This is a genomic window from Salmonella sp. A7 (assembly GCF_020181675.1).
Taxonomy (GTDB): domain Bacteria; phylum Pseudomonadota; class Gammaproteobacteria; order Enterobacterales; family Enterobacteriaceae; genus Salmonella; species Salmonella enterica.
Genome location: NZ_CP084001.1, coordinates 3,643,358 through 3,659,164, shown reverse-complemented (window position 1 = coordinate 3,659,164; position 15,807 = coordinate 3,643,358). Strand labels below are relative to the sequence as shown.

At 56.6% G+C, this 15,807-nt stretch carries 11 protein-coding genes; 6 read left to right on the top strand and 5 right to left on the bottom strand.

Annotated features, from left to right (window positions below):
• Positions 1–47: 47 nt before the first annotated feature.
• The 4 genes from gluQRS to thpR form a co-directional block, all read right to left on the bottom strand.
• A complete protein-coding gene (gene gluQRS / locus LCS67_RS17940; protein ID WP_001549989.1) occupies positions 48–944 on the bottom strand; it encodes a tRNA glutamyl-Q(34) synthetase GluQRS in 897 nt (298 codons plus the stop codon).
• A 68-nt stretch (positions 945–1,012) separates the two neighbouring features.
• Positions 1,013–1,468: an RNA polymerase-binding protein DksA gene (gene dksA / locus LCS67_RS17935; protein ID WP_001155232.1), complete on the bottom strand. Its 456-nt coding sequence runs from the start codon at positions 1,466–1,468 to the stop codon at positions 1,013–1,015.
• Between the two features lie 176 nt (positions 1,469–1,644).
• Positions 1,645–2,349: a DNA/RNA nuclease SfsA gene (sfsA, locus tag LCS67_RS17930; protein ID WP_000899412.1), complete on the bottom strand. Its 705-nt coding sequence runs from the start codon at positions 2,347–2,349 to the stop codon at positions 1,645–1,647.
• A gap of 16 nt (positions 2,350–2,365) precedes the next feature.
• Entirely contained in the window at positions 2,366–2,896 is a 531-nt protein-coding gene (gene thpR / locus LCS67_RS17925; RefSeq protein ID WP_001294185.1) for an RNA 2',3'-cyclic phosphodiesterase, read from the bottom strand.
• Between the two features lie 72 nt (positions 2,897–2,968).
• Between thpR and hrpB the strand changes: the two genes are divergently transcribed.
• From hrpB to fhuB, 6 genes are all read left to right on the top strand, one after another.
• A complete protein-coding gene (gene hrpB, locus LCS67_RS17920; RefSeq protein WP_023213685.1) occupies positions 2,969–5,398 on the top strand; it encodes an ATP-dependent helicase HrpB in 2,430 nt (809 codons plus the stop codon).
• Between the two features lie 140 nt (positions 5,399–5,538).
• Complete coding sequence (gene mrcB / locus LCS67_RS17915) at positions 5,539–8,058, top strand: bifunctional glycosyl transferase/transpeptidase (RefSeq protein WP_000918126.1); 2,520 nt, start codon at positions 5,539–5,541, stop codon at positions 8,056–8,058.
• A gap of 292 nt (positions 8,059–8,350) precedes the next feature.
• Positions 8,351–10,540, top strand: coding sequence for a ferrichrome porin FhuA (gene fhuA, locus LCS67_RS17910; RefSeq protein WP_000113229.1), 2,190 nt, complete (start codon positions 8,351–8,353; stop codon positions 10,538–10,540).
• 48 nt (positions 10,541–10,588) lie between these two features.
• Positions 10,589–11,386 carry a Fe3+-hydroxamate ABC transporter ATP-binding protein FhuC gene (gene fhuC / locus LCS67_RS17905; protein WP_001610412.1) on the top strand — a complete coding sequence of 266 codons (798 nt, stop codon included), beginning with the start codon at positions 10,589–10,591 and terminating at the stop codon, positions 11,384–11,386.
• On the top strand, positions 11,386–12,276 hold the full coding sequence (gene fhuD / locus LCS67_RS17900) for a Fe(3+)-hydroxamate ABC transporter substrate-binding protein FhuD (RefSeq protein ID WP_001205359.1): 891 nt from the start codon (positions 11,386–11,388) through the stop codon (positions 12,274–12,276). Before fhuC ends, fhuD begins: the two co-directional genes overlap by 1 nt.
• Positions 12,277–12,290: 14 nt before the next feature.
• On the top strand, positions 12,291–14,330 hold the full coding sequence (gene fhuB, locus LCS67_RS17895; RefSeq protein ID WP_100521895.1) for a Fe(3+)-hydroxamate ABC transporter permease FhuB: 2,040 nt from the start codon (positions 12,291–12,293) through the stop codon (positions 14,328–14,330).
• Between the two features lie 84 nt (positions 14,331–14,414).
• Here the strand turns inward: fhuB and hemL are convergent, their stop codons facing one another.
• Complete coding sequence (gene hemL, locus LCS67_RS17890) at positions 14,415–15,695, bottom strand: glutamate-1-semialdehyde 2,1-aminomutase (RefSeq protein ID WP_000045251.1); 1,281 nt, start codon at positions 15,693–15,695, stop codon at positions 14,415–14,417.
• Positions 15,696–15,807 lie beyond the last annotated feature (112 nt).

Below are 15,807 nucleotides of genomic sequence, written 5' to 3'. Positions count from 1 at the left end.
CGCAGCAATGCGAAAGACGATGAGCAAAAATAGCGGCTAATCATAGCTCAGCGAGACGCATTTGAGAATGCCGGATTTACATTAGCCGATGTGGGTACGGCTGCAAGCCTCCAGTGCTCCACCGCAAAGCGCAGCAACTCCTCAACAGACATCTCCTGCCACGCTACGACGTCGCGTTGGCCTAAAAAGCGCAATGCCTGGACCAGTACCGGGCGCGGATCGCCTGTCGCAAGCGCAGGGGCATGATTTTGCTTGGAAAGTTTAGCGCCTTGTTCGTTGAGCGCCAGCGGAAGGTGCACGTAACCTGGCGCACGCCAGCCAAACTGTTTATACAGCGAAAGTTGTCGGACAGTGGGTTCGATTAAATCTGCGCCGCGGACGATCTCCGTCACCCCCTGAAAATGATCGTCGACCACCACGGCCAGATTATAAGCAAACAGTCCGTCGCGGCGGTGGATAATAAAATCTTCGCTCGCCAGCTGTGGGTCAGCCTGAATATCGCCGCGCAAGGCATCATGGAAACGCATCACCGGATGCTGCTGTTTAATCCTGACGGCGGCATTCTCCGGCCCGTGGTATAACGTCCGGCAATGGCCGTCGTAAATACCGCCCAGACGTTGAATGCGCGAGCGGGGGCAAGTGCAGTAGTAGCTCAGTCCCTGCTCGTGAAGCCAGGCCAGCGCCTCGCGATAAGCCTCATGACGCTGTGATTGCCATAAGACCTCGCCATCCCAGTGCAGGCCGTAATGTTCCAGCTGGCGCAGAATGGTCGCTGCGGCACCGGGAACTTCACGTGGGGGGTCGATATCCTCTATGCGAACGCGCCAAATTCCGCGTTGCGCACGGGCTTGTAGATAGCTGCCGAGGGCGGCGATTAACGAGCCGAAATGCAGTTCGCCGGATGGCGACGGCGCGAAACGGCCAATATAGTGTGAGTCAGTCATGCTGCGGGCAATAAAGAATAAGGCGGGAAAACTCCCGCCTGTCATAAATAGGGTAGAAACGAACGGGATTAACCCGCCATCTGTTTTTCGCGAATTTCAGCCAGCGTTTTGCAGTCGATGCACAGATCGGCTGTTGGACGCGCTTCCAGGCGGCGGATACCAATCTCCACCCCGCAGGACTCGCAATAACCGAAGTCTTCATCTTCCACTTTCTTCAGCGTCTTCTCGATCTTTTTGATCAGTTTGCGCTCACGGTCACGATTACGTAACTCCAGGCTAAACTCCTCTTCCTGCGCGGCGCGATCGACCGGATCGGGGAAGTTGGCGGCTTCGTCCTGCATGTGCGTCACAGTGCGATCGACTTCATCCCGGAGTTGATTACGCCATGCTTCAAGAATACGCTTGAAGTGCGATAGCTGGGCTTCGTTCATATACTCTTCGCCCGGTTTCTCCTGGTACGGCTCCACCCCAGCGATGGCGAGAATACTCAGGGACGATGTTTTACGGTTTTGCCCTTCTTGCATGTTGCTTCTCCTTAACACGCACTATCGATCCCCATGTTCGGGGGAAAATCAGGTCGCTATAAATAGCAGATGCTTTTCCGGATAGCAATTATCTAAACGTAACACTTGACAACCCTGTGAGGAAAAGCGTATTTACGCACGCGGCCAGAATACTTAATAATCAGGCTGTTATTCCACTACAACGTTATGGGTACTGGTTCGTTCAGTTCCATTTTTTGGGCTGAAAGTTCTGCTTTATAAGCTAAAACTTCCACGCCTTTATTCTGAGCCTCGCTCAATAGCTGCGCGTATTTTATATCGATATGACGTGCGGGTGAAAAACGTGTAATGGCGGAGTGCAGCACCGCGAACACCACCACCGCGCGATGACCTGCCGCCGCAACGCCCATCAACTCCCGAAGATGTTTTTGCCCTCGTTCGGTGATGGCGTCGGGAAAATAACCGTTTTCTTTTTCCGCTAACGTGACCGATTTCACTTCAATATAGCAGTCCGGGCGGAAATCTGCCTGTAACATAAAATCTATACGGCTGCGCTCGGCGCCATATTTGACTTCACTTTTCAGAATATTGTACCCCGCCAGCGCCGGCAGGCGATTCTCCTGAATCGCTTCTTTCGTTAGCTGGTTCGCCCGCAGCGTATTCACGCAAATGAATGCGCCGGATTGCGTTTCAGTCAATTCCCAGGTATGCGGATATTTGCGTTTAGTATTTTCTGATGTCGAATACCAGACGGTATCGCCAGGCGTGGCGCAGCCGGTCATCGCGCCGGTATTAGGACAGTGCAGCGTAAGCGTCGTACCGTCAGGGGTGATCACATCGGCTAAAAAACGTTTATAGCGCTGAATCAACGTAGCGCGTTGTAAAGGGGGGGAGAATAGCATCGACATTCCTTCATTATTATTCGCCCAGCGTCCAGCGCTGCAGCTCGGCATAGCGGGTACGGCCTTGCCCATACGAAGAGGCGTAAAGCGCAAATGACGTGACCGGAAATGACCAGCAAAAGCCCGGCGGCGGGATAGCCACCGTATGGCTGGCGTCGCGCAGCAGCGTAATATGCGGGTGAAAAGGCTGCGGGCTTTGGTAACAACCGCTGCGGGCGGCCTGCGCGCGCAGCATATTAGCCAACTGCAACAACCCGCGCGGCGGATGGCGCATCCCCAGCCACACCACGCGTGAACGCAGCCACTGACCGGCGTCATCCAGATGTAGCGTAAAGCCCGGCTGGCGAATTCGTCCGGCCAGTTGCGCAAGCGCGCGCTGCTTATCGTTACTGACGTCGCCTAAAAAGGCCAGCGTCAGGTGCAGGTTCGCCGCTGCGACGGGGCGTCCGTCTTCAGACGCAAAATGAGCGGCGCGCCAGGCGATAATTTGCGTGCGCGCGTCGTCGGGTAAGTCAATCGCAAAAAACAGCCGTTTTGGCTCAGACATAGGGATACTCGGTTATGGATTAACACGATGCTACAATGCGGCGCAAAGAAAGTTAACCCCGTGGAGCCGTTTGTGACGTCATTGCCCGTTGCCGCCGTATTGCCTGAATTGTTGACAGCCCTAAAAACCGCGCCGCAGGTTTTGTTGTCCGCGCCTACCGGGGCGGGGAAATCCACCTGGCTGCCGTTGCAACTCCTGCAACAAGGTCCGGTTGCTGGAAAAATCCTCCTGCTTGAACCGCGTCGTCTGGCGGCGCGTAATGTCGCGCAGCGTCTGGCGGAAGCGTTGAATGAAAAGCCTGGCGAAACGGTAGGTTACCGGATGCGCGCGCAAAGCTGCGTGGGGCCGCGTACCCGGCTGGAAGTAGTGACAGAAGGCGTATTGACCAGAATGATTCAGCGCGATCCCGAATTACGCGGCGTGGGGCTGGTGATACTGGATGAGTTTCATGAGCGCAGTTTACAGGCGGATTTAGCGTTGGCGCTGTTGCTGGATATCCAGCAAGGGCTTCGTGACGATCTCAGGCTGTTAATCATGTCAGCGACGCTGGATAACGACAGGCTCTGTCAGCGACTGCCTGATGCGCCGACGATCGTCTCGGAGGGGCGCGCGTTCCCGGTGGAGCGACGTTATCAACCGCTTGCGGCGCATTTGCGTTTTGATGAAGCCGTCGCGATGGCGACAGCGGAACTGCTGCGCAATGAAAACGGTTCGCTGCTGCTATTTTTACCCGGCGTAGGCGAAATACAGCGCGTTCATGAACATCTGGCGTCGCGGGTAGGGAGTGATGTCCTGCTTTGTCCGCTGTATGGCGCATTGTCTCTGGAGGCGCAACGCAAAGCGATTGTTCCCGCTCCCGCCGGGATGCGTAAAGTGGTGTTGGCGACTAACATTGCCGAAACCAGTTTGACGATTGAAGGGATTCGTCTGGTCGTCGATAGCGCTCAGGAGCGCGTGGCGCGATTCGATGCGCGAACGGGACTGACGCGGCTGGTTACGCAGCGTATCAGTCAGGCGTCAATGACGCAGCGCGCGGGGCGCGCCGGACGACTGGCGCCGGGTATCTGTTTACATCTGCTGGCCAAAGAACAGGCGGAGCGGGCGGCGGCGCAAAGCGATCCGGAAATCTTACACAGCGACCTCTCCGGTTTGTTGATGGAAGTGTTGCAGTGGGGATGTCACGATCCGGCATCGCTTTTCTGGCTGGACAGGCCGCCGGAGGTGAATCTTCAGGCCGCCCGCCGTTTATTATTGATGTTAGGCGCGCTGGAGGGCGAGCGATTAAGCGCGCGGGGGCGGAAAATGGCGGCAATGGGTAACGATCCGCGCCTGGCGGCGATGTTAGTCAACGCCGACGAGGGCGACAGCGCCGCCACCGCCGCCATGCTCGCGGCCATCCTTGAGGACCCGCCGCGCGGCGGCGGTACGGATTTAAGCGTGCTATTTTCGCGGCGACAGCCGGGCTGGCAGCAGCGTAGCCAGCAGCTTTTAAAACGGCTGCAGGTGCGTAATGGCGAGCCGGATAGCGCGCTTATTATGCCGCTGTTGGCCAGAGCATTTAGCGACCGCATCGCGCGGCGTCGTGGTCAGGAAGGGCGCTATCAGTTAGCCAATGGTATGGGCGCGATGCTAGATGCGGATGACGCGTTGGGACGTCATGAATGGCTGATCGCGCCGCTGTTACTGCAAGGTAGCGCCTCGCCGGACGCCCGAATATTGTTGGCGCAGCCGCTGGATATTGCCTCGCTGATTCAGGCGTGTCCTGATTTACTGCGCCAGTCTGACACCGTTGAATGGGACGAGGCGCAGGGAACGTTGAAAGCGTGGCGCAGAATGCGTATTGGACAGTTGACGGTTAACGTTCAGCCACTGGCGAAGCCGTCTGAAGAGGAGCTTCATCAGGCGATGCTGAACGGCATCCGCGATAAAGGTCTGGCCGTCCTTAACTGGACGCCGGAAGCGGAGCAGTTCCGTCTGCGTCTACACTGTGCGGCGAAATGGCTGCCGGAATATGACTGGCCTGCCGTGGATGAGGCGTCGCTGCTGGCGACTCTGGAAAACTGGTTGCTGCCGCACATGACAGGCGTACAGTCGTTACGGAGTCTGAAATCTCTGAATGTGACTCAGGCGTTACGGGGACTGCTTGACTATGCCATGCTGCAACGTCTGGATAGTGAACTGCCTGGGCATTACACTGTGCCGACGGGAAGCCGAATAACGATTCGTTATCATGAAGATAACCCGCCCGCGCTGGCGGTCAGAATGCAGGAAATGTTTGGCGAAGCGAAGACCCCAACCATCGCTCAGGGCCGCGTGCCGCTGGTGCTGGAACTGCTTTCGCCAGCGCAGCGACCGCTACAGATTACGCGCGATTTAAGCGCTTTCTGGCAGGGGGCGTATCGCGAAGTGCAAAAAGAGATGAAGGGCCGTTACCCCAAACATGTCTGGCCGGACGATCCGGCGAATACGGCCCCAACGCGGCGCACGAAGAAGTATTCGTGACGTGTTATACGTTGCCTCCAGGCCGGATAAGGCGTTAATCGCCATCCGGCAAAAGGGTAAATTGAGAGATTTCTTCTTCTGTCGTCTGGCGGAAGAATAGAGAATCGGGCCTTTGCGCCTGTATGTTGCGGAGAAAAAGCATGGCGGGGAATGACCGCGAGCCGATTGGACGTAAGGGGAAACCGTCACGTCCTGTGAAACAAAAGGTGAGCCGTCGTCGGCAGCATGACGACGATTATGATGATGACTATGAGGATGAAGAACCGATGCCGCGTAAAGGTAAGGGCAAAGGGCGTAAGCCTCGTGGCAAGCGCGGCTGGCTGTGGCTATTGCTAAAACTGTTTATCGTTTTTGTGGTGCTGTTCGCCATTTACGGCGTCTATCTGGATCAAAAAATCCGCAGCCGTATTGATGGCAAGGTCTGGCAGCTTCCGGCGGCGGTATATGGCCGGATGGTGAACCTTGAGCCAGACATGCCTGTCAGCAAAAACGAGATGGTGAAATTGCTGGAAGCGACGCAGTATCGTCTGGTGACGAAGATGACCCGTCCCGGCGAATTTACCGTGCAGGCCAATAGCATTGAGATGATCCGTCGTCCGTTTGACTTCCCGGACAGCAAAGAAGGGCAGGTGCGCGCGCGGCTGACGTTCAGTGACGGGCGTCTGGAAACCATCGTCAATCTGGATAACAACCGCCAGTTTGGCTTCTTCCGTCTCGATCCGCGGCTTATCACCATGCTTTCTTCGCCAAATGGCGAGCAGCGTTTATTCGTCCCGCGCAGCGGTTTCCCGGATCTGCTGGTCGATACGCTGTTGGCGACGGAAGATCGTCATTTCTATGAGCATGATGGCATTAGTCTTTACTCTATCGGGCGTGCGGTGCTGGCCAACCTGACGGCGGGACGCACGGTGCAGGGGGCCAGTACGCTGACCCAGCAGCTGGTGAAGAACCTGTTCCTCTCCAGCGAAAGATCATACTGGCGTAAAGCGAATGAAGCCTACATGGCGCTGATCATGGATGCCCGTTACAGTAAAGATCGTATTCTTGAGCTGTACATGAACGAGGTCTACCTCGGTCAAAGCGGGGACAATGAAATTCGCGGTTTTCCGCTGGCGAGCCTGTATTACTTTGGTCGTCCGGTAGAGGAACTGAGCCTCGATCAGCAGGCGTTACTGGTGGGGATGGTAAAAGGGGCGTCGATTTATAACCCGTGGCGCAACCCGAAACTGGCGCTGGAGCGTCGTAACCTGGTGTTACGCCTGTTACAGCAGCAGAAAATCATCGATCAGGAACTCTATGACATGCTGAGCGCGCGTCCGCTTGGCGTACAGCCGCGCGGCGGCGTTATTTCACCGCAGCCAGCGTTTATGCAGATGGTTCGTCAGGAACTGCAGGCGAAGCTAGGGGATAAAATTAAAGATCTCTCCGGCGTGAAGATCTTCACCACCTTTGACTCCGTGGCGCAGGATGCCGCAGAAAAAGCCGTTGTCGAAGGCATTCCGGCGTTGAAGAAGCAGCGTAAATTGAGCGATCTGGAAACCGCGATGGTGGTGGTGGATCGCTTTAGCGGCGAGGTGCGCGCGATGGTTGGCGGGGCGGAGCCGCAGTATGCCGGCTATAACCGTGCCATGCAGGCGCGCCGTTCCATCGGGTCGCTGGCGAAACCGGCGACCTATCTGACCGCGTTAAGTCAGCCGAACTTATACCGTCTGAACACCTGGATTGCCGATGCGCCGATTTCTCTGCGCCAGCCGAATGGTCAGGTCTGGTCGCCGCAGAACGACGATCGTCGCTACAGCGAAAGCGGGAAAGTGATGCTGGTGGATGCGTTAACTCGCTCAATGAACGTACCGACGGTCAATCTGGGGATGGCGTTAGGTTTACCGGCGGTAACCGATACCTGGACGAAGCTCGGCGTGCCGAAAGATCAGCTCAATCCGGTTCCGGCGATGCTGTTAGGGGCGCTGAACCTGACGCCGATCGAAGTGGCGCAAGCGTTCCAGACTATCGCCAGCGGCGGAAATCGCGCGCCGTTATCAGCGCTGCGTTCGGTTATTGCGGAAGATGGTAAGGTGCTGTACCAAAGTTATCCGCAAGCTGAACGCGCCGTACCGGCACAGGCGGCTTACCTGACGCTATGGACAATGCAGCAGGTCGTCCAGCGTGGTACGGGGCGTCAGCTTGGCGCGAAATATCCGGGTCTGCATCTGGCGGGTAAAACCGGGACGACAAACAACAATGTCGATACCTGGTTTGCCGGTATCGACGGCAGCCAGGTGACTATCACCTGGGTAGGCCGTGATAACAACCAGCCGACGAAACTGTACGGTGCCAGCGGCGCGATGGCGATTTACCAGCGCTATCTGGCGAACCAGACGCCGACGCCTTTAGTTCTGACGCCGCCGGAAGATGTGGTGGATATGGGCGTTGATTACGACGGTAATTTTGTCTGTAGCGGCGGTATGCGCACTCTGCCGGTCTGGACGGACGATCCAAATACGCTGTGCCAGCAGGGCGAGATGATGCAGCAACAGCAGCCGTCAGGCAATCCGTTCGATCAGTCGTCTCAGCCGCAACAGCCTGCGCAGCAACAGCCGCCGAAAGAAGAGAAGAGCGACGGCGTTGCCGGCTGGATTAAGGAGATGTTCGGCGGCAATTAATCACGGTAATAGTGCCGGGTGGCGCTGTGGTTACCCGGTCTACACCGTTACGACTCCATTACGCGCGACGTAGGCCGAATAAGATGCTTACGTCGCCATCCGGCAAATCCCCTATAAATAACATTTCAGTCTAATTTATTAACCCTTCCTTTTCATCTGGTTGTTTCTTAACCCCTTAGTTTTCGTAGGGCCGCGTATCGCTTGCCATTGCGACGATATTTCGCCTATCATGCTGCGGTTATAATAATAATTATCGTTTACGTTATCATTCACTTTCATCAGAGATATACCAATGGCGCGTCTTAAAACTGCTCAGCCAAACTCCTCACTGCGTAAAATCGCAGTTGTAGTAGCCACAGCGGTTAGCGGCATGTCTGTCTATGCACAGGCGGCGGTTCAACCGAAAGAAGAAACCATTACCGTAACCGCAGCGCCTGTCGCGCAGGAAAGTGCCTGGGGACCGGCTCCGACCATCGCCGCGAAGCGTTCCGCCACCACCACCAAAACTGATACACCTATCGAAAAAACGCCACAGTCGGTTTCGGTGGTCACTAACGAAGAGATGCAGATGCATCAATTCCAGTCAGTAAAAGAAGCGTTGGGTTACACGCCGGGTGTAACGGTAAGCAGCCGCGGCGCTTCCAATACCTATGACTTCGTGATTATCCGTGGCTTTTCTTCCGTCGGCCTGAGCCAGAATAATTATCTGGATGGCCTGAAATTGCAGGGGAACTTCTACAACGATGCGGTTATTGATCCCTACATGCTTGAGCGTGTTGAGTTGATGCGTGGCCCAACGTCCGTTCTCTACGGTAAGAGCAACCCGGGCGGTATCATTTCGATGGTTAGCAAGCGGCCGACTACTGAGCCGCTGAAAGAAATTCAATTCAAAATGGGGACGGACAATTTGTTCCAGACCGGTTTTGATTTTAGTGATTCCCTGGATGACAACGGTGAGTTCTCATATCGTCTGACGGGACTGGCGCGTTCGACAAATGAGCAGCAAAAGAGTTCTGAGTCGCAGCGCTATGCGATTGCGCCCTCTTTTACCTGGCGTCCGGATGAGAAAACGAATTTTACGTTCCTTTCTTATTTCCAGAACGAACCAGAGACCGGCTACTACGGCTGGCTGCCGAAAGAGGGAACGGTTGAACCATTACCGAATGGTAAACGTCTGCCAACGGATTTCAACGAAGGGGCGTCAAACAACACCTATTCTCGTAACGAGAAAATGGTGGGATACAGTTTCGAGCATGGCTTCAACGACACTTTTACCGTGCGCCAGAATTTACGTTTTGTCGAAATGAAAACTGCGCAAAAAAGCGTCTATGGCACGGGGATTGCGGCGGACGGCCATACGCTTAACCGCGGTACTATCGTTGACAACGAGCGTTTACAGAATTTCAGCGTAGATACACAACTGGAAAGTAAATTCGCGACCGGCGATATTGATCATACGTTGCTGACGGGTGTCGATTTCATGCGTATGCGTAATGATATTAACGCGACGTTTGGTAGCGCGCCGTCAATCGATCTCTATAACAATTACCATCCTGAATACTTTGCTTTCGGCGGCGCTGAGCCGTACCAGATGAACGAAAGTAAACAAACAGGCCTCTATGTTCAGGATCAGGCGGAATGGAATAAGTGGGTATTTACTCTCGGCGGCCGCTATGACTGGTCTAAACAAGCGACAACGGTGCGTCAGAATTCCACTACGCCGACAGAAGGATATATTGAACGTAATGACCACCAGTTCACCTGGCGCGGTGGCGTAAACTACGTATTCGATAATGGAATTTCACCTTACTTCAGCTATAGCCAATCTTTCGAGCCAAGCGCCTTCGATTTGTGGAGCACCCCACGCGTTTCTTACAAGCCGTCAAAAGGCGAGCAATATGAAGCAGGGGTGAAATATGTACCGAAAGACATGCCGGTTGTTGTTACGGGTGCCGTTTATCAGCTGACCAAAACCAATAACCTGACCGCCGATCCAACCAACCCATTAGCGCAGGTGCCGGCAGGCGAAATTCGTGCGCGAGGTGTAGAGCTGGAAGCCAAAGCAGCATTGACGGCTAACATCAATATGACGGCGTCTTACACTTATACTGATGCTGAATACACGAAAGACACTAATCTGAAAGGGAATACGCCAGAGCAGGTGCCTGAACACATGGCGTCGTTGTGGGGCGATTACACCTTCAACGACGGTCCGTTGTCAGGTTTAACGCTGGGAACAGGCGGTCGTTTTATTGGTTCCAGTTACGGCGATCCGGCCAATAGCTTCAAGGTAGGCAGCGCAGCGGTGATGGATGCGGTCGTCAAGTACGATCTGGCGCGTTTTGGTATGGCGGGCTCCAGCATTGCGGTTAACGTTAATAATCTGCTCGACCGCGAATACGTCGCCAGCTGCTTCCAGACCTACGGCTGTTTCTGGGGCGCAGAACGTCAGGTCGTTGCAACGGCAACCTTCCGTTTCTAATTTCTTTTTGGGCACGGCTTGCCGTGCCCGTTTTACAAGTTGGCTGCGATGCAGGAAAACCACATTCATTCCGATACCACCTTTGCGCTGCGAAGCGTCGCCTTTCGTGTGCCGGGCCGCACGCTTTTACACCCTCTCTCGTTAACGTTTCCCGCAGGTCGCGTCACCGGACTTATTGGTCATAATGGTTCCGGTAAATCCACGCTGTTAAAAATGCTGGGCCGCCATCAGCCGCCTTCCGAAGGGGATATTCTGCTCGACAATCAGCCGCTGGCGAGCTGGAGCAGCAAGGCATTTGCCCGCAAAGTTGCCTATCTGCCTCAACAATTGCCGCAGGCGGAAGGAATGACGGTGCGCGAACTGGTGGCGATTGGCCGCTATCCGTGGCACGGCGCGCTGGGACGCTTTGGCGTCGCGGACCGGGAAAAAGTAGAAGAGGCGATTACGCTGGTCGGCTTAAAACCGCTGGCGCATCGTCTGGTAGACAGTCTTTCCGGCGGCGAGCGCCAGCGCGCGTGGATTGCCATGCTGGTCGCGCAGGACAGCCGTTGTCTGCTGCTGGATGAGCCGACGTCAGCGCTGGATATCGCCCATCAGGTTGACGTGCTGGCGCTGGTGCATCGCTTAAGCCAGCAGCGCGGGCTGACGGTGGTTGCGGTGCTGCACGATATCAACATGGCGGCCCGCTACTGTGATTATTTAGTCGCGCTACGCGGCGGTGAAATGATTGCGCAAGGAACGCCTGCGGAACTGATGCGCAGTGACACGCTGGAGCAGATTTACGGTATCCCGATGGGTATCCTTCCGCATCCAGCGGGCGCGGCACCTGTGAGTTTTGTGTATTAATGCGTGATTTATATCCTCTTACTCGCCGCCGTTTATTAACGGCGATGGCGCTCTCGCCGCTGCTGTGGCAAATGAATACGGCGCAGGCTGCCGCTATCGATCCCCGCCGGATTGTGGCGCTGGAGTGGCTGCCGGTTGAGCTGCTGCTGGCGCTCGGTATTACGCCTTATGGCGTGGCGGACGTGCCAAATTATAAGCTGTGGGTTAGCGAACCGCCGTTACCGGATTCGGTGATTGATGTGGGTCTTCGCACTGAACCCAATCTCGAACTGCTGACAGAGATGAAGCCGTCGTTTATGGTCTGGTCGGCAGGTTACGGACCCTCGCCGGAAAAATTGGCGCGGATCGCGCCGGGGCGCGGGTTCGATTTTAGCGACGGCAAAAAGCCGCTGGCGGTGGCCCGACGCTCGCTGGTTGAACTGGCGCAGACGCTGAATCTGGAAGCTGCGGCAGAAAAACATCTGGCGCAATACGATCGCTTCATCGCCAGCCAGAAGCCGCATTTTATCCGCCGCGGGGGGCGTCCGTTACTGATGACGACGCTTATCGATCCGCGGCATATGCTGGTGCTCGGCCCGAATTGCCTGTTCCAGGAGGTGCTGGACGAGTATGGCATCGTCAATGCCTGGCAGGGTGAAACCAACTTTTGGGGCAGTACGGCGGTCAGCATCGATCGGCTGGCGATGTATAAAGAAGCGGATGTGATCTGCTTCGATCACGGGAATAGCACCGATATGAACGCGCTGATGGCAACGCCGCTGTGGCAGGCCATGCCGTTTGTCCGCGCCGGGCGCTTTCACCGGGTGCCCGCCGTTTGGTTCTATGGCGCGACCCTCTCCACGATGCATTTTGTCCGCATCCTGAATAACGTGTTGGGAGGCAAAGCGTGAGCAGAAAACGTGAAATGCCGGATGGCGGCGCGAAAAACGCCTTATCCGACCTACGGTTCGGGTGCTTTGTAGGCCGGATAAGGCGAAGCCGCCATCCGGCGTTGCTGTTATTGGCGCTGTTTGTTGCCGCCTGCTGGCTGACATCGGTTAACTTCTCCGTTGCGCTACCGCGCAGCCAGTGGCAACAGGCTATCTGGTCACCGGATATCGACATCATTGAGCAGATGATTTTTCATTACAGCCTGTTGCCAAGACTGGCGATTTCGCTGCTGGTGGGCGCGGGGCTTGGGCTGGTAGGCGTCCTGTTCCAGCAAGTATTGCGTAACCCGCTGGCGGAACCGACCACGCTGGGCGTGGCGACCGGCGCGCAATTGGGGATCACGGTGACTACGCTATGGGCGATTCCCGGCGCGCTGGCGACGCAGTTTGCCGCCCTGACGGGAGCCTGTATCGTCGGCGCGCTGGTGTTCGGCGTGGCGTGGGGCAAACGTCTGTCGCCAGTGACCCTAATCCTCGCCGGGCTGGTGGTTAGCCTCTATTGTGGCGCAATCAACCAGTTACTGGTGATTTTCCACCACGATCAGTTGCAAAGCATGTTTTTATGGAGCACCGGAACGCTGACGCAAACCGACTGGAGCGGCGTGCAGCGTCTGTGGCCGCAGTTGCTGGGCGGTGTGATGCTCACGTTATTGTTGCTACGTCCGATGACGCTGATGGGGCTGGATGACGGCGTTGCGCGTAATCTGGGGCTGGCGCTGTCGTTAGCGCGTCTGGCGGCGCTGTCGCTGGCGATTGTGTTGAGCGCGCTGCTGGTCAACGCGGTGGGCATTATCGGTTTTATCGGCCTGTTTGCGCCGCTGCTGGCGAAAATGCTTGGCGCAAGACGTCTGCTGGCGCGCCTGATGCTGGCGCCGCTCATTGGGGCGCTTATTTTGTGGCTATCCGATCAGATTATCCTTTGGCTCACCCGCGTATGGATGGAAGTTTCCACCGGTTCAGTGACGGCGCTAATCGGCGCGCCGCTGCTCCTGTGGCTGCTGCCGCGGCTTAAAAGCATGAGCACGCCGGATATGAACGCCAGCGATCGTGTGGCGGCGGAACGTCGGCATGTCCTCGCTTTTGCCGTTGCCGGTGGCGCGCTCCTGCTACTGGCAACATGGGTCTCGCTCTCTTTTGGTCGCGACGCGCACGGCTGGACGTGGGCGAGCGGAACGCTGCTTGAGGAACTGATGCCGTGGCGCTGGCCGCGGATACTGGCGGCGTTAATGGCGGGCGTCATGCTGGCGGTGGCGGGCTGCATTATTCAGCGTCTGACCGGTAATCCAATGGCCAGTCCGGAAGTGCTGGGGATCAGTTCCGGAGCCGCGTTTGGCGTGGTGTTGATGCTGTTTTTGGTGCCGGGGAATGCCTTCGGTTGGCTACTGCCCGCCGGAAGCCTGGGCGCGGCGGCGACACTGCTGATTATTATGTTAGCCGCCGGACGCGGCGGTTTCTCGCCACAACGGATGTTGCTGGCGGGGATGGCGCTCAGCACCGCGTTTACCATGCTGCTAATGATGCTCCAGGCGAGCGGCGACCCGCGGATGGCGGAAGTGTTGACCTGGATCGCAGGATCTACCTATAACGCCACTGGCGGGCAGGTTACGCGAACCGCGATCGTGATGGTAATTTTGCTGGCAATTGTGCCATTGTGTCGCCGCTGGTTAACGATTTTGCCACTGGGCGGCGATGCCGCGCGCGCGGTGGGCATGGCGCTTACGCCGTCGCGTATCGCGCTGCTGGCGCTGGCGGCTTGTTTGACGGCAACTGCGACGATGACCATTGGGCCGCTGAGTTTCGTTGGACTGATGGCGCCGCATATTGCGCGGATGCTCGGTTTTCGCCGGACGATGCCGCATATGGTCATCTCGGCGCTGGCAGGGGGCGTTTTACTGGTCTTTGCCGACTGGTGCGGCAGGATGGCGCTATTTCCGTATCAGATCCCGGCGGGACTGCTTTCAAGCTTTATTGGCGCGCCGTACTTTATCTATTTGCTACGTAAACAGAGCCGCTGAGTTTGCCGGATGGCGGCATAAATGCCTTATCCGGCCTACGGCGTAGAATGTAGGCCGGGTAATCGTCACCCGGCAATTCATCCTTTACAATTTCGCAAACACCCGGCGCGCGGCGTCAATAGTACTATTAATGTCGTCCATGCTGTGTGCGACCGACATAAAACCCGCCTCAAACGCCGATGGCGCCAGATACACGCCTTCCTCCAGCATCAGGTGGAAGAAACGCTTAAAGCGTTCAACGTCGCACGCCATCACGTCCTGATAGCAGGTTACGCTCTCAGCGTCGGTGAAGAAAATCCCGAACATGCCGCCGACGTGGTTGACGACCAGCGGAATATTCGCTTCTTCGGCAGCTTCCAGCAAACCTTCCGCCAGACGGGTGGTGAGCTCATCCAGCGTTTCATGAATGCCGGGCTGGGCGACTTCATTCAGGCAGGCGAAACCGGCCGCCATCGCAATCGGGTTGCCGGAAAGGGTGCCCGCCTGGTAAACCGGGCCCGTCGGCGCCAGCGCATCCATTACATCGCGACGACCGCCAAACGCGCCTACCGGCATCCCGCCGCCGATGATTTTACCCAGACAGGTCAGGTCCGGCACGACGCCGTAGTAATCCTGGGCTCCGGCCAGCGCTACGCGAAAACCGGTCATCACTTCGTCGATAATCAGCAGCGCGCCGAACTCATCGCACAAGGCGCGCAGACCTGGCAGGAATTCCGGCAGCGGCGGGACGCAGTTCATATTGCCCGCCACCGGCTCGACGATGATACAGGCGATTTCCTGCGGATATTGTTCAAACGCCGCGCGCACTGACGCCAGATCGTTATAAGTGCAGGTCAGCGTATGTTTCGCGAAATCTGCCGGCACGCCCGGTGAGTTCGGCTGACCGAGCGTCAGCGCGCCAGAACCGGCTTTGACCAGCAGACAGTCTGCGTGGCCGTGGTAGCAGCCTTCGAATTTGATAATCTTATCGCGGCCAGTAAAACCACGCGCCAGGCGAATAGCGCTCATGGTCGCTTCGGTACCGGAGTTCACCATGCGCACCATGTCCATGGTCGGCACCAGGTTGGTGACCAGTTCCGCCATTTTCACTTCCATTTCGGTTGGCGCGCCGAAGCTTAAACCGCGCTCCGCAGCTTCGATCACCGCATTGCGGATAGCCGGATGGTTATGCCCCAGTACCATTGGCCCCCAGGAACCGACATAGTCGATATACGCTTTGCCATCGACATCGTACAGATACGCGCCGTCCGCTTTTTCGATAAACAGCGGGGTGCCGCCCACGCCAGTGAAGGCGCGAACAGGGGAGTTCACACCGCCGGGGATCAGCTCGCGGGCCGCGCTATAGAGATTTTCAGACTTACTCATGGAAAGATTCCTGGTTCGTAGAAAAAGTGAATACCCGCTATTCTAAGTTATTCAGAGAAGGTTATGAAAGTTTTACGCATTTGAAACAATACGATTTGCAGGGGATTTTCAC

Bases quoted from the DNA above. Each gene is read 5' to 3' on its own strand.
- fhuD (WP_001205359.1), top strand. From the start codon at position 11,386: ATGCGTGATTTATATCCTCTTACTCGCCGCCGTTTATTAACGGCGATG.
- sfsA (WP_000899412.1), bottom strand. From the start codon at position 2,349: ATGCTATTCTCCCCCCCTTTACAACGCGCTACGTTGATTCAGCGCTAT.
- gluQRS (WP_001549989.1), bottom strand. From the start codon at position 944: ATGACTGACTCACACTATATTGGCCGTTTCGCGCCGTCGCCATCCGGC.
- mrcB (WP_000918126.1), top strand. From the start codon at position 5,539: ATGGCGGGGAATGACCGCGAGCCGATTGGACGTAAGGGGAAACCGTCA.
- thpR (WP_001294185.1), bottom strand. From the start codon at position 2,896: ATGTCTGAGCCAAAACGGCTGTTTTTTGCGATTGACTTACCCGACGAC.
- hemL (WP_000045251.1), bottom strand. From the start codon at position 15,695: ATGAGTAAGTCTGAAAATCTCTATAGCGCGGCCCGCGAGCTGATCCCC.
- dksA (WP_001155232.1), bottom strand. From the start codon at position 1,468: ATGCAAGAAGGGCAAAACCGTAAAACATCGTCCCTGAGTATTCTCGCC.
- fhuC (WP_001610412.1), top strand. From the start codon at position 10,589: ATGCAGGAAAACCACATTCATTCCGATACCACCTTTGCGCTGCGAAGC.
- fhuA (WP_000113229.1), top strand. From the start codon at position 8,351: ATGGCGCGTCTTAAAACTGCTCAGCCAAACTCCTCACTGCGTAAAATC.
- fhuB (WP_100521895.1), top strand. From the start codon at position 12,291: ATGCCGGATGGCGGCGCGAAAAACGCCTTATCCGACCTACGGTTCGGG.